Raw genomic sequence first — 17,937 nt, 5'->3', positions numbered from 1 at the left:
CTAGGAGTCCAACCTTTCTAGCATCGCGAGCGTCGAATGTTGCGCCCCGATCGGGGCGGCGGTGGTTTCCAACCTCGGCGGAGCCGTCGGCCCGCCGGTTGAGCCAACGCCCAACGCATCGATCAATTCGTGCACGGTGATCCCGCCGAGCATCCGGGCCACCGGAACCGAGCTGCCCACCGTTCGGCGTAACCGCTTGCGCAGATCGAGCGCGAGCAGCGAGTCCACACCGAGGTCGATGAGTGACGAACCCGGGTCAATCGATGACGAATCACCCAAGTGCAATGTTGCGGCCAGCTCGGCGCGGACCACGTCGGCGAGCGGTTTCGCCGCCGACCCGTTGTCGCTCTCGGAGCTGCCGCTGCTGCCTGGCCCGCTGAACGGCATTGGCATTCCCTGACTTTCGAAGAAGACCGCGAGCCGCTCGAAGTCTGCTTCGAAAATCAAAGGATCGCCGTCGTAGCGGTAGAGGCTAGCTTCTATCGCCAGTTCGGGGTCCATGGCAATCAGACCGGAACGCTCGGTGCGAGTGATCTCGTTGGCCGCCACTACCCCGGCGGCCTGCCACAGTCCCCATCGAACGGCCATGCAGTCCCGGCCGCTGGCACGCAACTGCGCGGCCAGCACGTCGAGCATCCGGTTGGATGCCGCATACGCCGCGTGGTTGTAGCCGCCCCATACGCCAAACACGGACGAGCAGGCCAGTATTCGGCTGTCAGGCTGCGCCGGCCACACCTCGGCCAGCAGCGCCAGCCCGCGGACCTTCGCGTCACAGACCTCCGCTACATCCGTTCCGTTGAGGTCAGCGCGCGCAACGGCTTTAGCGATCCCGGCGGTGTGGATCAGCAATGATGCACCGGCACCGGCATACTCGGCGGCCACAGCGGACAACGCGGCACGGTCGGTGATATCGCACAGCGGTGCCTGAACCACCGCGTCATGGTTCTCGGAGAGCCGTGCCAGCGCGTCAGGAGCGACACCGTTGCGGCTCAACAGGGTGACCGTGCGCGCCCCGTGCTCGATGCAGTACCGGGCGTACTGCAGACCGATCGCGCCGCTGCCACCGGTGATCACCACGTTGTCCAGTGCTGCGGCATCCAAGGGCCGGTTGGTTGCCGATTCGCCGCACTCCCCGAAGGTCCGGACATAACGTCGCGGTGATTCGGTGCCCCGCAACGCAATCTCGGCGCCGTCGCGAAGCAGCACGTCGACGATCGCGAGCGCGGTCTCGGGGTTGACGGCGCGGCTGAGCAGATCCAGGTGGCCGAAGGTCTGGTCGGGGAATTCGAAGCCGAAGCTGCGATGCATCGCGGCCAGCGCCGCCTGCGCCGGTGAGACGTTCGGCTCGTCGGACTCGACCTGTTCGGCACCGACAGTGAGCAGCCAGACTGCACGGCATCGTGGGCCGATGACCGCGGCGTAGTCGGGCAGGCCCGCATCGGCGCGACCCTCGATCTGCTCAATTGCGGCAAGCGCATCCAGCTGGTCGAGCTCTGGGGCGATCACCGCGACGATCTCCGCCTCGCCCAGCGGCACTGCCTGGCAACCGCCGTGCGCGGCAACGGCGTCGATCAGCTGCTGGGTCAATGCGCCCGCGGCGGCCTCGCCGAAAAATCCGATGCCGCAAACCGTTGCGTTGGCCGGGCTGGGTGAGGTCAGCTGCTGCCATTCCTCGACTGCGGCGGTCAACGCCGCAACCGGCACCGTGTCGGTCAGCGGTTCGGGTGTGGCCCACAGATGCACCGCCCGCATCGGCGCATTCGGGAATCTGCGCAGTGGCGCCTCGATATCGCCCGGTATGGCGTTGGCCCACGGGCTGGCGGGGTGAGCGGTCGCGACGGCGGCGATGCTCGCCGACAGCGAGTCGGTGATGGGTTTTTCGCGGTGCCCCGATCCGACGATCACGGCCGACTCGTCATCGACGATGTCGGTGAGCGGATACAGCAGCGACGGATGCGCGGACAGCTCGACAAACGTGTCGATTCCGCCCTTTTGGGCATGTCGCACGGCTCGGTCGAACCGCACCGTGCCGCAGAGGTTCTCATACCAGTACTCGGAGAAGTCGGCATCGACGTCCACCTCGGCGCCGAACGTGGACCCAATGAAGCGCGCCTCGCCGCGCCGGAACGCCGACTCGGGGATCAGCTCGATCAGCGGGGTACGCAACGGCCGTAGCGCACTGGTGTGGCCCGGATAGTCCACGGATAGTTGATGATTGAAGATGCCTCGCCGCCCCGCCAGCTGCACTGCGGCGGCCACGGCGTCGTGATCACCAGACACCACCGTCGACGACGGCCCGTTCACCGCCGAAACTTCCAGCCAGCCGGGCGCATCGGCCAGCACGGACTCCGCCTCCTCGACCCCGACTCCCAGCACCGCCATCGCGTATCGGCCCGTCAGCCGGTCGACGACCGTCGCGCGGGCACCCACCAGGGTGACCGCGTCCGGCAGCGTGATCGTTGCGGCCACGAAAGCTGCCGCTACCTCGCCAAGGCTGTGTCCGATGGTGACTTCGGGAACCACACCGCAGTCTCGCCACGCCGCGGCCAGCGAGACCGCATGCGTGAACTGAGCACCCTGAATCTCGGTCCGCGACCAGCTCTGCTCCACCTCGCCCACCAGATAAGGCAGCGGAGACGGCAACCCGGCGGCGGCGAACGCCTGCACGCACTCGTCCGCGGACTTTCGGTAGGCCGGCAGGCGCCGGTAGGCGTCGGCTCCCATCGCCTGCCATTGATTGCCTTGGCCCGGAAACACGAATGCGATACGCGGCGCCGAGCTCTTCGCCGACCAGCTGATCAGGGGGTGCTCCTCGGCACGGGCAAGCGCGGACAACCCGTCGACGAGCTCGGTACCATCGGCGGCCCGCAGCACGACGCGGTGCCGGCGTACCCGCCGCAGCCGCAGCAGGGTCGACGCGACCGCCGCCGCCACATCCGGTGCAGTGGACCCGGTGCGATCGAGGTAGTCCAGGATGGCCGCCGCATCCTGGTGGATAAGTTCTTTGTCGTGCGAGGTGAGCAACACCGGGACACGACCATCGGGCAACGCGTGATCGAGCACTATGCGACCTCTGGCACTGAGACGATCAGATGTGCGTTGGTGCCCGCGATCCCGAAGGCCGACGCCGCAGCAGTGCGCTGTCCGGCGATCGCCGGCCACGGCGTCAAGCTCTGTGCGAGCCGCAACCCTTGGCTCTCCCAGTCGATTTCGGGGCTCGCTTCGGCGGCGTGCAGGGTGGCCGGGACGGCGCCGTGTTCGGCCGAGACGAGGACTTTGGCCAAGCCGAGTGCGCCGGCAGCTGCCAGCGAGTGGCCTACATTGGATTTCACCGAACCCAGCAGAGCTCCGGCGCCGGGCTCGGTATCGCCGTAAGTCGCTGCCAACGAGCGCAGTTCGGTGCGGTCGCCGAGCCGGGTACCGGTGCCATGCCCCTCGATCATTCCCACTTCCTCGGGCTTGATTCCGGCCCGGGTGATCGCCCGGCGGAACAGCCGGGCTTGCGCGTCCTCGCTGGGGGCGGACAGGCCGGCGCTGCGGCCGTCCTGATTGACCCCGGTAGCGCGGACCTCGGCCATGATCTGCCGGCCAGCCCGCAGCGCGGCCGATTTGCGTTGCAGCACAAACATTGCCGACCCTTCGGCCCACACCGTTCCACTGGCCTGGGTGCTGTACGGACGGCAGCAGCCGTCGTCGGAGAGGGCATGTTGCTTGGAGAATTCGACGAAGAAGCCGGGTGAGCCCAGCACATTGACTCCGCCGGCCAACGCCAGGTCGCAGTCGCCGTCCCTCAGAGCACGCACGGCAACGTGAAAGGCCACCAGCGCGGACGCGCATGACGAGTCGAGGGTGAGCGCCGGGCCGGTCAATCCCAGCGTGTACGCCACCCGTCCGGAGATCACACTCAGCGCCGTCCCGGCAAGCAGATGGCCGCTGTGCCGAGAGAACTCGGCCATCTCAGGGCCATACCCGGTCATGGATGCGCCGACATAACAACCCACGTCATGTCCGGCAAGGTCGTCGGGATTGATGCCGCTGTTCTCCAGCGCGCGCCACGAAACCCGCAGTGTCACCCGCTGCTGCGGGTCCATCGAGACCGCCTCGCGCGGCGAGATCCCGAAGAATTCCGGGTCGAATGTGGCTGCCTCGCGCAGGAATCCACCGCGGTCATGGATCTGCTTGAAGCCACTGCGACGTGATCCGGCAAGCAGTTCTGCAACCGGCCAACCGCGGTCGGCCGGGAACGGACCCAGCGCCTCACGGCCGTTCGCCAACAGGTCCCAGTAGCGGTCGGCGGTGTCAATGCCGCCGGGCGCTTCGACGGCCATCCCGACGATCACCACCGGGTCGACGCCTTCAGAATCCAATCCGTTGTCAGACATCCTCGTTCACCTGCGCAGCGATCGCATCGACGTGGTCATAAACGTAGAAGTGTCCGCCGTCGTAGAGCGAGAGCGAAAACGTCCCGGCGGTGTGTCTTTCCCACTGCCGCAGCACATCGAGACCGATGCGGTGATCGTCACGGCCGCCGAGGACATGAATGTCGGCACCAATGCGGATGCCGGGACTGGGGTCATAGCGATTGAAGGCCTGGTAGTCGGCGCGCATCGCGGTGGTGAGCAGTTCGGAGAACTCCTCGTCGGCAAGCAGTTCGGGGTCGGTACCGCCAAGGTCGGCGATGTCGGCAAGCACTCCATCATCGCTGGTCGGCAGCTCGGGCATGTCGGCCACGACGCACGGCGGCGGACCCGCGGATGCCCACAGCATCTGCACGGCGACGTCGTTCTCTTCGGCCACCCGGGCGAATTCGAATGCCACCACGGCGCCCATGCTGTGGCCGAACAACCGCAGCGGTGCCACGCCCCGCCATGGCCCGGCCGCAAAGAGCCCGAGGGCAAGGTCGTGCACAGTTTCGTGGGCAGGTTCGGTGAGCCGGTCGGCCCGCTGCGGGTACTGCACGATGTAGGTATCGCCGCCGCCGGCCAGTGCGGCGGCCAGCACCCGGTAGCTTGCGGCGGCGGCCCCGGCGTGCGGGAACACCACAGTGGCGCCCGTGGCCGGTATCTCGTTGCGCCCCGGCACCAGCTTGATCCAGGACGGAAATGTGGACGGCATGCTAATCAGGTCACGGAATGTCATTGTGCTGCTTCATGGTTCGCGGGTTGCCCAGATGCGTCCAGGACCGACTCAGCGTCCATGCCGATAACCTCCAGATACAACTCGGCGACCTGGTCGAGTCGGCCAGGGTCGCGCTCGCGGCGGCCCAGCAAGCCCGCAAGCGCCGAAACGGTTCTGTTGGCGAAGATGTCGGCGACCATCACATCCGGGCTGTCCAGCCAGGAGCGAATTCGCGCCACCGCCTGGGTGGCCAGCACCGAATCACCACCGAGGGCGAAGAAGTCGTCGTCGAGACCGACCCTATCCAGGCTGAGCAACTCCGCAATGATGCCGGCAAGCGCGGATTCCAGCGCCGTCGACGGCGCCCGGTAATCGGGTTTGTCGGTGTCCGAGCCACAGACCGCGGCGGCGAGTTGCCCGGCCACTACGCGACGGTCGATCTTGCCGGCGTCGGTGAACGGGATGTTGTCGACCAGTAGTACGTGACGCGGAATCATGTGCGCGGGAAGAACATCGACGAGAGCGTCGCGAATCTGCTCAGCAGTGAGCTCGGGGCCACCGGGGGTTGCCTCCGTGCAGACCGCCGCGGCCAGCACCTCAGATCCACCAGACCCGGAAAGCAAGGCCGCCACCGCAATTCGCACTCCTGGCAGCCGCCGTATCGCGGCTTCGACCTCGCCGAGTTCGACGCGGTACCCGCTGATCTTGATCCGGTGGTCGGCGCGGCCGACGAACTCCAACGTGCCGTCCGGCCAATACCTGGCTAAATCACCAGTGCGATACCACCGTCGGCCGTCGTGCTCGACGAAGCGCTCCGCGGTGAGATCGGCACGACCGCGATAGCCGCGCGCGATGCCGCGGCCCGTCACCCAGAACTCACCGGGCACCCAGTCGGGGCAGTCGTCGCCGGTGTCGCTGACGACGCGGCACGCATTGTTGACAAGCGGCGTGCCGAACGGCAGGGTGGTCCAGTCCGCCGGCAACTCGGCGGCGTCGAGCACCTCGAAAATTGTGTTGTGGACCGGGGTTTCGGTCGCTCCACCCAGGCCGGCGAATCGCACGTTGGGGGCCTCGGCTGCAAAGCGGCGAGCCACCTCGGGCCGCACCCAGTCGCCGCCGGTGGGAATCACCCGCACCGACGACAGCCGCCCACGGCCGACCTCGATCAGCATCTCGAGCCAACCCGGCATGAAGTGCAGCACGGTGACTTTGTGTAGGTCGATGAGCCGGGCCCACGCGTCGGGATCACGGCGTTGCGCTTCGTCGACCACGACGATCGATCCGCCCGTCCGCAAGGTGACGAAAAGGTCCATCACCGAAATGTCGCCTTCCAGCGTCGACAGGGCCAGGCATCGATCTGCTGCACCGATCTCGAAGTGATGGCCGATGAATTCCACCGTGTTCATAACGGCGTCGTGCGTCACCTCGACGCCCTTGGGTTCACCGGTCGAGCCCGAAGTAAACAAGACGTAGGCGAGGTCGCAAGGATCAACTCTGGCGAAATGAATCTCGGCATCGGCCGTCACGTCGTCGAGGATGTCGGCAAGCGTCAGTGTGGGCACCGGCAACGACGGCTGCTGTCCGCCGCACACCAGGGCCAGCCGCACGCCTCCGGTTTCCAGGATGCGCTCCGCGCGCTCGCGGGGCTGGTCGACGCCGATCGGCAGATAGGCGGCGCCGGCCGCCAGGATGCCCAGCACCGCGGGCACCTGCTCGGCCGTCTTCGGGCCGACGACCGCGACGGTGTCCGCGGCCTCGACCCCGGCCGCGCGCAGCGCAGCCACCACCGCCAGCACCTGATCACGCAGCTGCGCATAAGTCAGGTCACCGGAACTGGAAAACACCGCGGGAGCGTCGGGCCGCTGCTCGGCCTGCCGGAAGAACCCGTCGTGCAACGCCTCTCCGCTGGGCTCGGCCGTGCGGCTGTTAACCGCGTCCCGCACCACGCGCTGGTCGGCGGGCAACGCCGACGGGCCCGCGAGTTCCCAGGGTTCGTCGCCGGACGCCAATCGAATTAGCTCATCGATCTGGTCAGAGAACATCGCGTCGATGACGCCCGGCGCGAAAACGCCGTCGCGCACATCCCAATTCACCAGCACTCCGCCGTCGAACTCGGTGACCTGAGCGTCGAGCAGCACCTGCGGGCCCTGGGAGATGATCCATTCGGGTGTGCCGAATTGCTCTGTGACGTCGGCACCGAACAGTTCACCAAGCCCCAGCGCGCTGGTGAAGACGACCGGCGCGAGCACTTGGGTGCCGCGGTGACGGCTCAGATCGCGCAGCACCGACAGCCCGGAATAGGCGGAGTGTGCCGCGGCGGTTTGCATGGCGTCCTGCACCGCCCGCGCGCGTGCCGCGGGCGTTGCTGAGCCCGTCAGATCGACGTCGAGTAACAGCGACGAAGTGAAGTCGCCCACCAGCAAGTCGACGTCGGCGTGCAATGCCTGACGCCCGAACAGCGGGACGTTCAGCAAAAAACGGGATGTGGCCGACCAGCGGGCCAGGGCGGTCGCGAACGATCCGGCCAACGCCATCGCCGGGGTGATCCCGCGGGCCCTCGCGCGGGAGAACAGGGCGTCGCGGGTTGCCCCGTCCAGCCAGTGCCAGCGACGTGTTCCGCGCTGCGAGTCCCGGCCTCCGAGCGTGGGCGGCATCGGCGGGTCGGGCAGCTGCGGGATGCGTTGCGCCCACCACTCGCGGGCGGCGTCGCGAGCCGGCTGGGGGCGCTCCTCATCGCGCACCATGGCCTGACGGTATTCCCGGTAGGTGTAAGCCAATTCAGGTAGGTCACGACCGACGTAGAGGGCCGCAAGGTCGGACATCAGCGTGCGGTAGCTCATCGCGTCGGCGGCTTGCATGTCCAGATCGACGTGCAGCCGCGAGCGCTCAGCGGGCAGCAGTGTCAGCGCGAGTTCGAACACCGCGCCGTCGAGCTGCTGATGCGATTTGTCCTCCCGGATCTCGTCGAGCCAGTCAGCCACCCGACCCGCGTCCAGGTGCCGCAGATCCTCGATGACCAGGGGGAACTCGCCGCATTCGTCCGTCGCGGCAATGCGCTGCGTGCCGTCGGGCCCGAACCGCACCCGCAACATGGGGTGACGAAGCGACAGCCGGGTCGCCGCGGCGCGCAGTCGCTCCGGATCGATCGAGCCGCCGTCGAATTCGACGTAGAGGTGTCCGGCGACGCCGCCGAACTGTTGGTGGTCGTGGCGGCCCACCCACATCGCGTGCTGCATCGGGGCGAGCGGGAACGGCTCACCGGACGCGTCGGTGCCGTCGGCCTCCCGGGTATGCGCATCGGGGGTCTCATCGGCTTCGGACGCTTGTGAGCCTGCGGCTACTACAAGCTCCGACCAGGCCTCGATGGTCGGCGTGGCAGACAGTGTGGCGAAGTCGACGTCGATGCCCTGGCGGCGCCAACGACCGGCCAGCGACATCATCCGAATCGAGTCCAGACCTTGGCTGATCAGATTGTCAGCTGGCTGAACAGCGGCAACATCGACGCCGAGCAGTTCGGCTACCTCCGCACGGATGTCCTCCGAGCCCGCGGGGGCACGCACCACGAATCCTCCTGAATTAGCACAGGCTGCCCTAATTTTGTTTGGCTACCCTATCCTCTATCCCGGCGCCTTTGCTACCAAGCCCCTCTAAGGAGCCCCGGTGATCCCGAACACAGCGCAACCGATCGACGGTTTTGTGCCCTTCCCGGCCGACCGCGCCGACGCCTACCGCGCGGCCGGTTATTGGGCGAGCCGACCCCTGGACTCCGTCCTGACCGAGGCGGCTGCGCGCTGGCCGAGCAAACTCGCGGTAGTCGAAGCCTCCGGCGAACAAGAGATGACGTTCGCCGAACTCGACGAGCGGGCTCACCGCGCCGCGGTGGGGCTGCGCGCTGTGGGCATCGCGCCGGGCGACCGGGTATTGCTGCAGCTGCCCAACGGCTCGCAGTTCGCGGTGGCGCTGTTCGGGCTGTTGCGGGCCGGGGCAACCCCGGTCATGTGTCTGCCGGGCCATCGCGCGGCGGAGTTGAGTCACTTCGCCTCGGTCAGCGAGGCCACCAGTTTACTGATCGCCGATACCGCCAACGGTTTCGACTACCGGGAGATGGCGCGCAAGCTTGTCCGGGCACACCCGCACCTGCGGCACGTCATCGTCGACGGTGATCCCCAGTCGTTCGTCTCGTGGACGCAGCTGTGCGAGTCGGCCACCCGCACCGAGGCCCTGCCGCCGGCGGACACGGAATCGCCTGCGCTGCTGCTGGTTTCCGGCGGCACCACCGGCCTGCCCAAGCTGATCCCCCGCACGCACGACGACTATGTGTTCAACGCGTCCGCCAGCGCCGAGCTGTGCGGCCTGCGCTCCGACGACGTCTATCTGGTGCTGTTGTCGGCGGGCCACAACTTCCCGCTGGCCTGTCCGGGCCTGCTCGGCGCGATGACGGTCGGCGCTTGCACGGTGTTCGGCACCGATCCCAGCCCCGAAGCCGCCTTCGACACGATCGCGCGTCATGGCGTCACGGTCACCGCCCTGGTCCCCGCCTTGGCCAAGCTGTGGGCGCAAGCCTGCGACTGGGAGCCGGTGACACCAAAGACATTGCGGCTCTTGCAGGTCGGCGGAGCGCGGCTGGAACCCGACGACGCCCGCCGGATCCGCGAGACGCTGACTCCCGGGCTGCAACAGGTGTTCGGGATGGCCGAGGGGCTGCTGAACTACACCCGCCTCGACGACCCGGCGGACGTGGTTGACAACACTGTCGGCCGCCCACTGTGCGCAGCCGACGAACTTCGGATCGTGGACGGCGCGGGTGAGCCGGTGCCGCCGGGCGAAGAGGGTGAGCTGCTGGTGCGCGGCCCTTACACCCTTAACGGCTACTTCCGCGCCGAGCGCGACAATCAACGCAGCTTCGACCCCAACGGCTTCTATCGCAGCGGCGACCTGGTCCGTCGGCGACAAGACGGCTACCTGGTGGTGACCGGCCGGGTTAAGGACGTCATCACCCGCGCGGGTGAAACGATCGCCGCCGGGGACCTCGAAGAGCAGATGCTAAGTCACCCGACGATCTTCTCGGCCGCCGCGGTGCCGCTGCCGGATCCCTATCTCGGTGAAAAAATCTGCGCCGCAGTTGTTTTCACCGGTAAGCCGATCGGCCTGGCCGAGCTGAACGCATATCTCGATCAGCGTGGGGTCGCCGCGCATTCGCGGCCCGACATGTTGGTTGCGATGCCGGCGCTGCCCACCACACCGATCGGGAAGATCGACAAGAAGGCGATCGTCCGTCAGGTCGGCGCCGCGTAGTCGAGCTCTGGGGACATCGAGTGCACACTCGGCGCCGTCAGTGCACACTCAACGACGGCGGAGCGCCCCGGGCGGCTAGTAGTTCAGGCCGGAGAACATGACCCGGCCGGGGTCGACCTTCTGTCGTACCGCCGACAGCCGGGAGAGGTTCTGGCCGAAGTAGCGCGCGGGCGGCTGGTTCGGCTCGATGTAGTTTACATAGCCGCCAGCCGAATACGCTTGCACCGCTTGGTCAGCCGTGCTGAGCCAATTGGCCGCCGCCGCCGGGTCACCGGTCTCGACATACCACTGCACCAGCGCGGCCTGGCGGCGCCAGGGAAACGCGGTGGCTCCCGGCGCCACGGTGGCCAACGCTCCGTCGAGGGCGTGCATGATGGCCAGCATCCGGCCCGCGCCGCGCGGAAATGCGTTGACCGCGGCGGCGATTCCCTGCGCGGCGGCCGGGGTGAGACTCGGAAAGACGTCCGATCCGCCGACATACCCGAGCGGGGCCGGGTTGAGGTTGTTGACGGCCAGATACCTCACCAAATCCATGCGATTGAACGTGTGGTTGTCGGTCCCGCTCGGTTGCAACCCGACCGCGGCGACGATCGCCTTCGCCACGCTGGGGCCCGACCCAGCCGGGCAGGTGGCGAGAATGCGACACTGCGTGCCCATCCCGTCGGTGGTGCTGTCCGCCAATGCCCAACTGTTGGGGTCGGCGGTACGCAGCCAGTTGGCCCAACCGACGAGAACCTGCGCGAACGACTGCGCCGGAAAGTTGAGGTTCACGGCGTCGACGTCGTGGGTGGCGAACGTGTTGAAGGTCATCGAGGTGGTCACCCCGAAGTTGCCGCCACCGCCGCCGCGCAGCGCCCAGAACAGGTCGGGGTTGCTGTTGGCGGACGCGGTAACCGCCTGGCCGCCGGGCACCACCACCGTGGCCGACGTCAACTGGTCACAGAGCAGGCCGGCATGCCGGGAATCGGCGCCCATCCCGCCGCCCAGGGCGTGTCCGGCCGCACCGACCGACGGGCAGGTACCCGTGGGCAGGCCACGGCCGGCGCCTGCGAGCGCCTCGTGCATCGCGTACAGACTCGTCGCCGGCGTCACCGTGATCTGGCCGGTGGCGGCGTCGTAGTTGATTCCGCCGGGTAGCTGGCGCAGGTCAAACACCATGGCGCCGTTCGCCGTCGACGCGCCGATGTAGGAGTGCCCACCACTGCGCGGAGCGACCTTGAGGTGGTTGGCGGTCGCGAAGGCCATCGCCTTCTGCACATCCGCCGCCGATGTGGGGGTGACGATCGCCGCCGGAGTGAAGCCGTTGTAGTTGGTGTTGAACACCTGCTTGGCCGCCCCGAATTGCGGGCTGTCCGGGAGCAGCACTTTCCCGCCGAGAGCGGTCGAAAGTCCGTCCCAGCCCGTGGCATTCGGCGCGGCGGCAGCGGGGGCCGAGCCGAGCCGGCCGGTGCCGAAAACAGCACCGGCCGCTAACGCTCCGGCCGCACCACGCAGAAACGTCTGCCGCGAGATCTCACGCGCCATCGTCGGACTTCCGCGATTGCGTCATGTCCCGAATTGTTCAACCGCGGGATCGGCGGCAGCGCCCGACGTGCGCAGGCATAACCGAAACGAGCCCGAACCGTTACCGTCGCCTGACCCAACGCTGGCAGCGATTCCCACGGCACCGGCCCCGGGCCTAAGCTAGTGATCGCTCGCGTCCACAACACCGCGGAGCAAAGGAGCGACAGCATGGCGCAGGGTTTGTATGGACTGATGACCGTCCTCACCTTGGCGCTGGCGCTGGTGTTCGCCGCCGTTGCTGCCGTCCACGTGAAACGCCTGGGCGACCGGCCTGCCACTCCGATCAGCAACGAGATTGGAATCGCCAAAGCGATTACCAAAAAGGTGCGTAAACGCGAACCGATGTCGGAGGACGAGCTGAATTATGCGAAGCAAATCGTTGCCGACCGTAGTTCCCTGATGACGTTCTGCATCCCCGGCGCTTTATTCATGGTGGGATGCTTTTACGTGTTTGGCAGCCTTTACCACTTGCACGGAGCGACGCCCTCCGAACGGACCTTCCTCGGGGTGTTCCCGATGCTGGCCTCCATCAATTTCACGACGCAGATTCTCCGCCACGTGCGGCTGAAACGGCGCCTCCGGGAATTGCCCTGAGCAACGGTATGTGCGTCGTCGTCACGTGATCTAACGCGCCTTTTCACGCCGCCGGCAGCGCCATCAGCAAAACGGATTGTCGCGTCAATTGGTGATGCCGTCGGCCCGACGGAGCGCGCCCGTCTTGCCGTGAGCTCCGGCGGGTGGCAACGTCCGTGGTCATCGTGTTCTCGTTTTGGCGCAAAGCCGCTACTCTTGACGATCAGTCCATGGAATTGGGCACATGACCGTCTACTATCTGGGCGGCGCGAGGGCGGAGTCGGATGCGAGCGCAAGGTCTGAACCGGAGATCGAGAAGGTGATCGAATGAGCCCTCGTTCGGTCGGCAGAACTGTGTTGGCGCGAGTCTGGATGCCGTTGGTAACCGTCGTAGCGGTCGCCGTGGGGGCTGTCTGCATGTGGAAGGTGCACGAGTCCTCCAATCCCGAACCCGTCATCACCGTCAATCAGCCGGCAGCACCGCCGGAGTTCAGCATCAAGCGGCTCACCTACGAGTTGTTCGGATCCGTCGGGCAAGGCGGGATGCTCGTTTGGGTCGACGTCAGCGGGCATCCGCATCGGGTTGATCTGACGACCTTGCCGTGGTCGCACACGGAGGCGACCACACTCACGGTGGTGTCGGGCAGCATCTCGGCGCAGGTTCAAGGTGGTCAAGTCGGCTGCCGGCTGCGGGTGAATGGCGTCATCCGTGCTGAACAGTCCGATATCAATCAGGATGCACACGTCTTTTGCCTGGTGAAATCCGCGTGAGCGAGCACCAGGCGGAGCCTCGGGTAAAACGACCCGTGGTGCCAAGAATGGTTCGCGCCCTAGCGATACCGATCATCGCCTTTTGGGCCCTCCTCGCGGTGTCGACGAATACCTTCATGCCCCAGGTAGAGCGGGTCGCAGAAGAACTCGCGGGGCCGGTGGTCCCGCACTACGCGCCGTCGCAACGGGCGTTGCTGTCCATCGGTGCGAAGTTCCGCGAGTCCAACTCGACCAGCTTGGCCATGATCGTGCTGGAAGCCAACCGGCCGTTGGGCGACGCGGATCACCACTACTACGACGATTTGATGCGGCGGTTCAAGCAAGACCCCAAGCACGTGCAGTACGCGATGGATCTGTGGGGCAAGCCGATCACCGCGGCCGGGGCGCAGAGCCTCGACGGCAAGTGCGCATACGTACTGTTGCGTCTCGCCGGCGATATCGGCCAGATGCAAGCCAACGAATCCGTTGCCGCCGTTCGGGATACCGTCGCGAAGGACACGCCGCCGCCCGGGCTCAAGGTCTACGTCAGCGGCGCGGCGCCACTTGCCTCCGACACGGTGGCTATTGCGAATTCAAGCCTGAACGACATCACGATCGTGACGATCTTCCTCATCATCGGAATGCTGCTGCTGGTGTACCGCTCCATCGTCACCCTGTTCGTGCCGTTGGCCGGAGTGCTGTTCGAGATGCTGATCGCGAAGGGGGTTATCTCAACTCTGGGGCACCTCGGGTACATCGAGCTCTCGTCGTTCGCCGTGAACATCGTCGTCGCGCTCACCCTGGGAGCGGGGACCGATTACGGCATCTTCCTGATCGGCCGCTATCACGAGGCGCGGCACGACGGCGAAGGCCGGGAGGAGGCGTTTTACACCGCATACAAGAGCGTCACGCCCGTCATCCTTGGCTCGGGGCTGACGATAGCGGGGGCGTGTTACTGCCTGACGTTCGCGCGACTCAACTACTTCCACACCATGGGGCCGGCTGTTGCGATCAGCATGCTGTTCACTATCGCGGCGGCGCTGACGCTCGGCCCGGCCTTCTTGACCGTGGGCAGCCTTTTCGGGCTTTTCGACCCGAAAAGCAAGGCCAAGGCACACCTGTATCGGCGGATCGGGACAAGCGTGGTCCGGTGGCCGGTGCCGGTCCTGTTCGCCAGTACCGCTGCCGTGCTGCTCGGAGCGATCTTCGTGCCGACGTACCGGCAGAACTACGACGACCGTCAGTACCAGCCGCACAACGCGCCCGCCAATCTGGGTTTCCAGGCGGCCGATCGGCACTTCCCGAAGAGCAAGCTGTTCTCCGAGATGCTGATGATCGAAACGGATCACGACATGCGGAACTCGGGTGACTTCATCTCATTGGACCGCGCGGCCAAGGCCCTCGAACGTCTTCCCGGTGTTGCGATGGTGCAAAGCATCACCAGACCCATGGGCCGAGCTTTGGAACACGCCACCATTCCCTACTTGTTCACCACACAAGGCAGCGGGAGTGGCCAACAGCTCCCGTTCAACCAGCAGCAAAACGCCAATACCGACCAGCAGGCGCAGATCACGCAGCACACGGTCGCGGTGTTGCGCAAGGAAATCGGCTTCTTCCAGACGATGTCGGATGAGATGCACAAAACGGTGCTCACGATGGAGGACATGCAGCAGGTCACCGACGAGTTGCGGTCGAACCTCGCCAACCTCGAAGATTTCTTCCGGCCGATGCGCAGCTATTTCTATTGGGAGAGGCACTGTTTCGACATTCCGGTCTGCTACGCATTCAGGTCGCTGTTCGAGTCGATCGACGGCCTGGACAAGATGGCCGACGACATCAAGGACGCCGTAACCTCGCTCGAGGTCATCGACCAGACCTTGCCGCAAATCATCACGCAGCTAAAGCTCACGGCTGACGACTCGGAGGCTTTGGCCTCGTTGTTGGTCAGCACCTACGGCCAGTCATCGCTACAGTCCACCCAGACCTCGCAGACCTTCGACGACCAGATCAACGTGGGGCTCGACTTCGACCAATCCCGCAGCGACGACTTCTTCTACATCCCGCACGAGGGTTTCGACAACGAGGACGTCAAGACCGGTATGCAGCTGCTGATGTCGCCGGACGGCCAGGCCGCCCGGATCATCGTCACCCACGAGGGGGACGCCATTGGACCCGAAGGCGTACAGCATGTGCAACAGTTCCCCAACGCAATAACCGTGGCGCTCAAAGAGACCTCGCTGGCCGGCTCGAAAGTTTATATCGGCGGTTCCGGAGCAACCAACAAGGACATCAAGCAATACGCCGCGTCCGATCTGCTGATCGTGGCGATCGCCGCCTTCGTGCTGATCTTCTTAATTATGTTGTTCCTCACCCGAAGTCTGATGGCCGCCTTGGTCATTCCCAGCACGGTGGCCTTCTCCTACGCCGGAGCGTTCGGGCTCTCAATACTGGTCTGGCAGCACCTGATTGGCTTGCCCCTGCATTGGTTGATATTGCCGCTCACGTTCATCATCTTGGTGGCGGTGGGATCGGACTACAACCTACTGCTGATCCTTCGTGTCAAGGAGGAGCTGCACGCCGGAATCCACACCGGTCTCATCCGCGCGCTGGGCAGCACCGGTGGCGTGGTGACGTCTGCGGGGTTGGTGTTCGCGTTCACGATGCTGGCAATGCTGACAAGCGATCTGCGAACAATCGGTCAGGTGGGTTCCACCGTCTGTATTGGTTTGCTGCTCGACACTTTGATCGTGCGTTCGTTCGTCGTGCCGTGCATCCTGCGAATCCTCGGGCCGTGGTTCTGGTGGCCGACGCTGGTGCGTAGTCGCCCACTGCCGCAGCACTAGGCATCGTCAAAGCCTGTTGTCCGGGCTGACCAGTTCCCAGTCCTTGATGGAGGCCACGGGGCCGAACAGGTCGGCGGGCAGATCTCCGGCAAGCTTTTGTCCGGTACGCACCAGGTGCGGCCAATTACGGTTAGCCAGAGCAGGTTTAGCCAGGGCGACCACGTCAGCAGATCCGGATCCGATGATGGCAGCGGCGTCGCGGGGATCGTCGAGATGCCCGTTGGCAATGACGGTCAGGCCGCTGTGTTGTTTGGCGAGTTCGGCCAAGGTCTCCGGCCCGCTATCGAACGCCGGTGCCAGAGCCCGATATTCGGTGGTGTGGATGTAGTCGATGCCGGTGTCTGCCAACGCGGAGAAAATGACGGCAGCATCGTCTTGCGCACCAGCCCAGCGGTGGCGATTGTCGGACACTTTGCCTTGGGAGATGCGGATTCCGGTGGTGATCTCCGAGCCCACTGCGGCCGCGACGTCGCGGCTGATCTCGGCGGCCAGTCGAACGCGGTTCGCGACACCGCCGCCGTATTGGTCGGTGCGGACATTCAGGTAGTCGGTGAGGAACTCGTCGATTAAATATCCATTGGCGCCATGGATTTCGACACCGTCGAAGCCGGCATCTCGGGCCAGCGTCGCGGCGGTCACGAACGCCCGGCGCACCTCGCGGATTTGCTCAAGGGTCATTTCTTCAGGGATCAGGTAGGGTCCTGACCCGCGGTACATCGCCAGCTGTTCGCCCCTGGGACGCACCGCAGACGGGGCCAGAGTCGTGGCGGTGTGGGGATTGCCCTGCGATTGACTGCCGGCGTGCATCAACTGGGCGAAGATCTTGGCGCCTGCCCCGTGGACGCGCTCAACCACCGGTTGCCATGCTTGCGCGTGAGCGGCCGTGGCAATGCCAGGCTGGAAGAAGTAGCCCTGGCTGGCCTGCTCGTCGAGGTAGAGACCTTCGGTGAGTAGAAGCCCGAAGCCGCCGTCGGCGTAGACACCGTAATAAGACTCATTCCGTTCAGTGACCAGACCCTCGGCGGTGGCGCTTATCCGGGTCATCGGAGCCACGGCGACACGGTTCTTCAGATCCACTCGCCCGACCACCGCGGGCGTGAACAGCGGCTCATACGATTCCTGAGCTTGCATCGTCATTTGACGGCCTTCTTCCTTCGTGCTGGCGCCAACCCAGAACATTTCGGGCATCGACAATGTTCCCGGCCGGCAACTGCAAAGGTCAGGGCCCCAGAGCCGCATTGTCTGAAAGCCTATCGATTCCCAGTAGCTGACAACGTTGGTTTTTAGTCGGTTGCTGAGCCCATGCACGGTGCGAGGCGCTCTAGCCTGACGAGGATGCAAGAGTTTGACCCCGAACGATTCCGCACCGATACGGCCGCGCTGAATACTTTCAACGAGCAGATCATTCGCGAGTTTCGGGAAAACGACGGCAAAGTCGGTGGCGTCTTCGAAAACATCGGCATGTTGTTGCTGACCACGACCGGCGCCAAGTCTGGTCTGTCGCGCCTAACGGTTCTGGCGTACTTCACCATCGATGGCTCAATGGTGGTCATCGGTTCTCGTGGGGGCGCACCGAAGGATCCGGCATGGGTGCACAACTTGCGCGCCACTGCGCAAGTTCGCCTGGAGGTGGGTACCGAAACGTTCAAGGCCACCGCTCGCGAAGCCCTCGGCGCAGAGCGCAATTCGCTGTTCGACGCGGTGGTGTCCATCTCCCCGAATTTCGCGGTGTACCAGAACAAGACCACGCGCACCATCCCGGTGTTCACGCTGCAGCGTCGGAATTGACTTCGGG

The 17,937-nt window shown here is 65.5% G+C and carries 11 protein-coding genes; 5 read left to right on the top strand and 6 right to left on the bottom strand.

The window, feature by feature from the left end; translation table 11 throughout:
* From mbtD to H7K34_RS00590, 4 genes are read right to left on the bottom strand one after another with little or no spacing between them, the layout of a single operon-like run.
* Positions 1-3,063 carry a mycobactin polyketide synthase MbtD gene (gene mbtD, locus H7K34_RS00605; RefSeq protein WP_264058718.1) on the bottom strand — a complete coding sequence of 1,021 codons (3,063 nt, stop codon included), beginning with the start codon at positions 3,061-3,063 and terminating at the stop codon, positions 1-3.
* A complete protein-coding gene (locus H7K34_RS00600; RefSeq protein WP_264058717.1) occupies positions 3,063-4,382 on the bottom strand; it encodes a beta-ketoacyl [acyl carrier protein] synthase domain-containing protein in 1,320 nt (439 codons plus the stop codon). Before H7K34_RS00600 ends, mbtD begins: the two co-directional genes overlap by 1 nt.
* Positions 4,375-5,115 (bottom strand): thioesterase II family protein, encoded by a 741-nt coding sequence (locus tag H7K34_RS00595; protein WP_264058715.1) that lies wholly within the window; start codon positions 5,113-5,115, stop codon positions 4,375-4,377. The genes H7K34_RS00600 and H7K34_RS00595 overlap by 8 nt, the downstream gene beginning before the upstream one ends.
* A gap of 20 nt (positions 5,116-5,135) precedes the next feature.
* Positions 5,136-8,681, bottom strand: a complete 3,546-nt coding sequence (locus H7K34_RS00590) for a non-ribosomal peptide synthetase (protein WP_264058713.1) — start codon at positions 8,679-8,681, stop codon at positions 5,136-5,138.
* A 97-nt stretch (positions 8,682-8,778) separates the two neighbouring features.
* On the opposite strand from H7K34_RS00590, the gene H7K34_RS00585 reads away from it, so the two are divergent.
* Positions 8,779-10,413, top strand: coding sequence for a (2,3-dihydroxybenzoyl)adenylate synthase (locus tag H7K34_RS00585; RefSeq protein ID WP_264058711.1), 1,635 nt, complete (start codon positions 8,779-8,781; stop codon positions 10,411-10,413).
* A gap of 75 nt (positions 10,414-10,488) precedes the next feature.
* Here the strand turns inward: H7K34_RS00585 and H7K34_RS00580 are convergent, their stop codons facing one another.
* Positions 10,489-11,937 (bottom strand): FAD-binding oxidoreductase, encoded by a 1,449-nt coding sequence (locus tag H7K34_RS00580; protein ID WP_264058709.1) that lies wholly within the window; start codon positions 11,935-11,937, stop codon positions 10,489-10,491.
* Between the two features lie 207 nt (positions 11,938-12,144).
* Between H7K34_RS00580 and H7K34_RS00575 the strand changes: the two genes are divergently transcribed.
* The 3 genes from H7K34_RS00575 to H7K34_RS00565 all read left to right on the top strand — a co-directional run bounded on the left by H7K34_RS00575 (position 12,145) and on the right by H7K34_RS00565 (position 16,142).
* The gene (locus tag H7K34_RS00575; protein WP_264058706.1) at positions 12,145-12,570 is read left to right on the top strand and encodes a hypothetical protein; all 426 of its coding nucleotides are present in this window, start codon (positions 12,145-12,147) and stop codon (positions 12,568-12,570) included.
* 306 nt (positions 12,571-12,876) lie between these two features.
* The gene (locus H7K34_RS00570; RefSeq protein ID WP_264058701.1) at positions 12,877-13,320 is read left to right on the top strand and encodes an MmpS family protein; all 444 of its coding nucleotides are present in this window, start codon (positions 12,877-12,879) and stop codon (positions 13,318-13,320) included.
* Between the two features lie 47 nt (positions 13,321-13,367).
* The gene (locus H7K34_RS00565; protein ID WP_264058693.1) at positions 13,368-16,142 is read left to right on the top strand and encodes an MMPL/RND family transporter; all 2,775 of its coding nucleotides are present in this window, start codon (positions 13,368-13,370) and stop codon (positions 16,140-16,142) included.
* Between the two features lie 6 nt (positions 16,143-16,148).
* Here H7K34_RS00565 and H7K34_RS00560 read toward each other — a convergent pair whose 3' ends face one another.
* Positions 16,149-17,279, bottom strand: coding sequence for an NADH:flavin oxidoreductase (locus tag H7K34_RS00560; protein ID WP_264058691.1), 1,131 nt, complete (start codon positions 17,277-17,279; stop codon positions 16,149-16,151).
* A 198-nt stretch (positions 17,280-17,477) separates the two neighbouring features.
* On the opposite strand from H7K34_RS00560, the gene H7K34_RS00555 reads away from it, so the two are divergent.
* Entirely contained in the window at positions 17,478-17,930 is a 453-nt protein-coding gene (locus tag H7K34_RS00555) for a nitroreductase family deazaflavin-dependent oxidoreductase (RefSeq protein WP_264058689.1), read from the top strand.
* Positions 17,931-17,937 lie beyond the last annotated feature (7 nt).

This window comes from Mycobacterium montefiorense (genome assembly GCF_025823255.1).
In the GTDB taxonomy this organism is placed as follows: Bacteria; Actinomycetota; Actinomycetes; order Mycobacteriales; family Mycobacteriaceae; genus Mycobacterium; species Mycobacterium montefiorense.
Note: the sequence above shows the minus strand (reverse complement) of the source record. Positions and strands in the feature narration are given on the sequence as shown.

What these genes read in the sequence shown, in the direction of transcription:
- H7K34_RS00600 (WP_264058717.1), bottom strand. Translation starts at nt 4,382, where the DNA reads ATGTCTGACAACGGATTGGATTCTGAAGGCGTCGACCCGGTGGTGATC.
- H7K34_RS00595 (WP_264058715.1), bottom strand. Translation starts at nt 5,115, where the DNA reads ATGCCGTCCACATTTCCGTCCTGGATCAAGCTGGTGCCGGGGCGCAAC.
- H7K34_RS00580 (WP_264058709.1), bottom strand. Translation starts at nt 11,937, where the DNA reads ATGGCGCGTGAGATCTCGCGGCAGACGTTTCTGCGTGGTGCGGCCGGA.
- H7K34_RS00575 (WP_264058706.1), top strand. Translation starts at nt 12,145, where the DNA reads ATGGCGCAGGGTTTGTATGGACTGATGACCGTCCTCACCTTGGCGCTG.
- H7K34_RS00570 (WP_264058701.1), top strand. Translation starts at nt 12,877, where the DNA reads ATGAGCCCTCGTTCGGTCGGCAGAACTGTGTTGGCGCGAGTCTGGATG.
- H7K34_RS00565 (WP_264058693.1), top strand. Translation starts at nt 13,368, where the DNA reads ATGGTTCGCGCCCTAGCGATACCGATCATCGCCTTTTGGGCCCTCCTC.
- H7K34_RS00560 (WP_264058691.1), bottom strand. Translation starts at nt 17,279, where the DNA reads ATGACGATGCAAGCTCAGGAATCGTATGAGCCGCTGTTCACGCCCGCG.
- H7K34_RS00555 (WP_264058689.1), top strand. Translation starts at nt 17,478, where the DNA reads ATGCAAGAGTTTGACCCCGAACGATTCCGCACCGATACGGCCGCGCTG.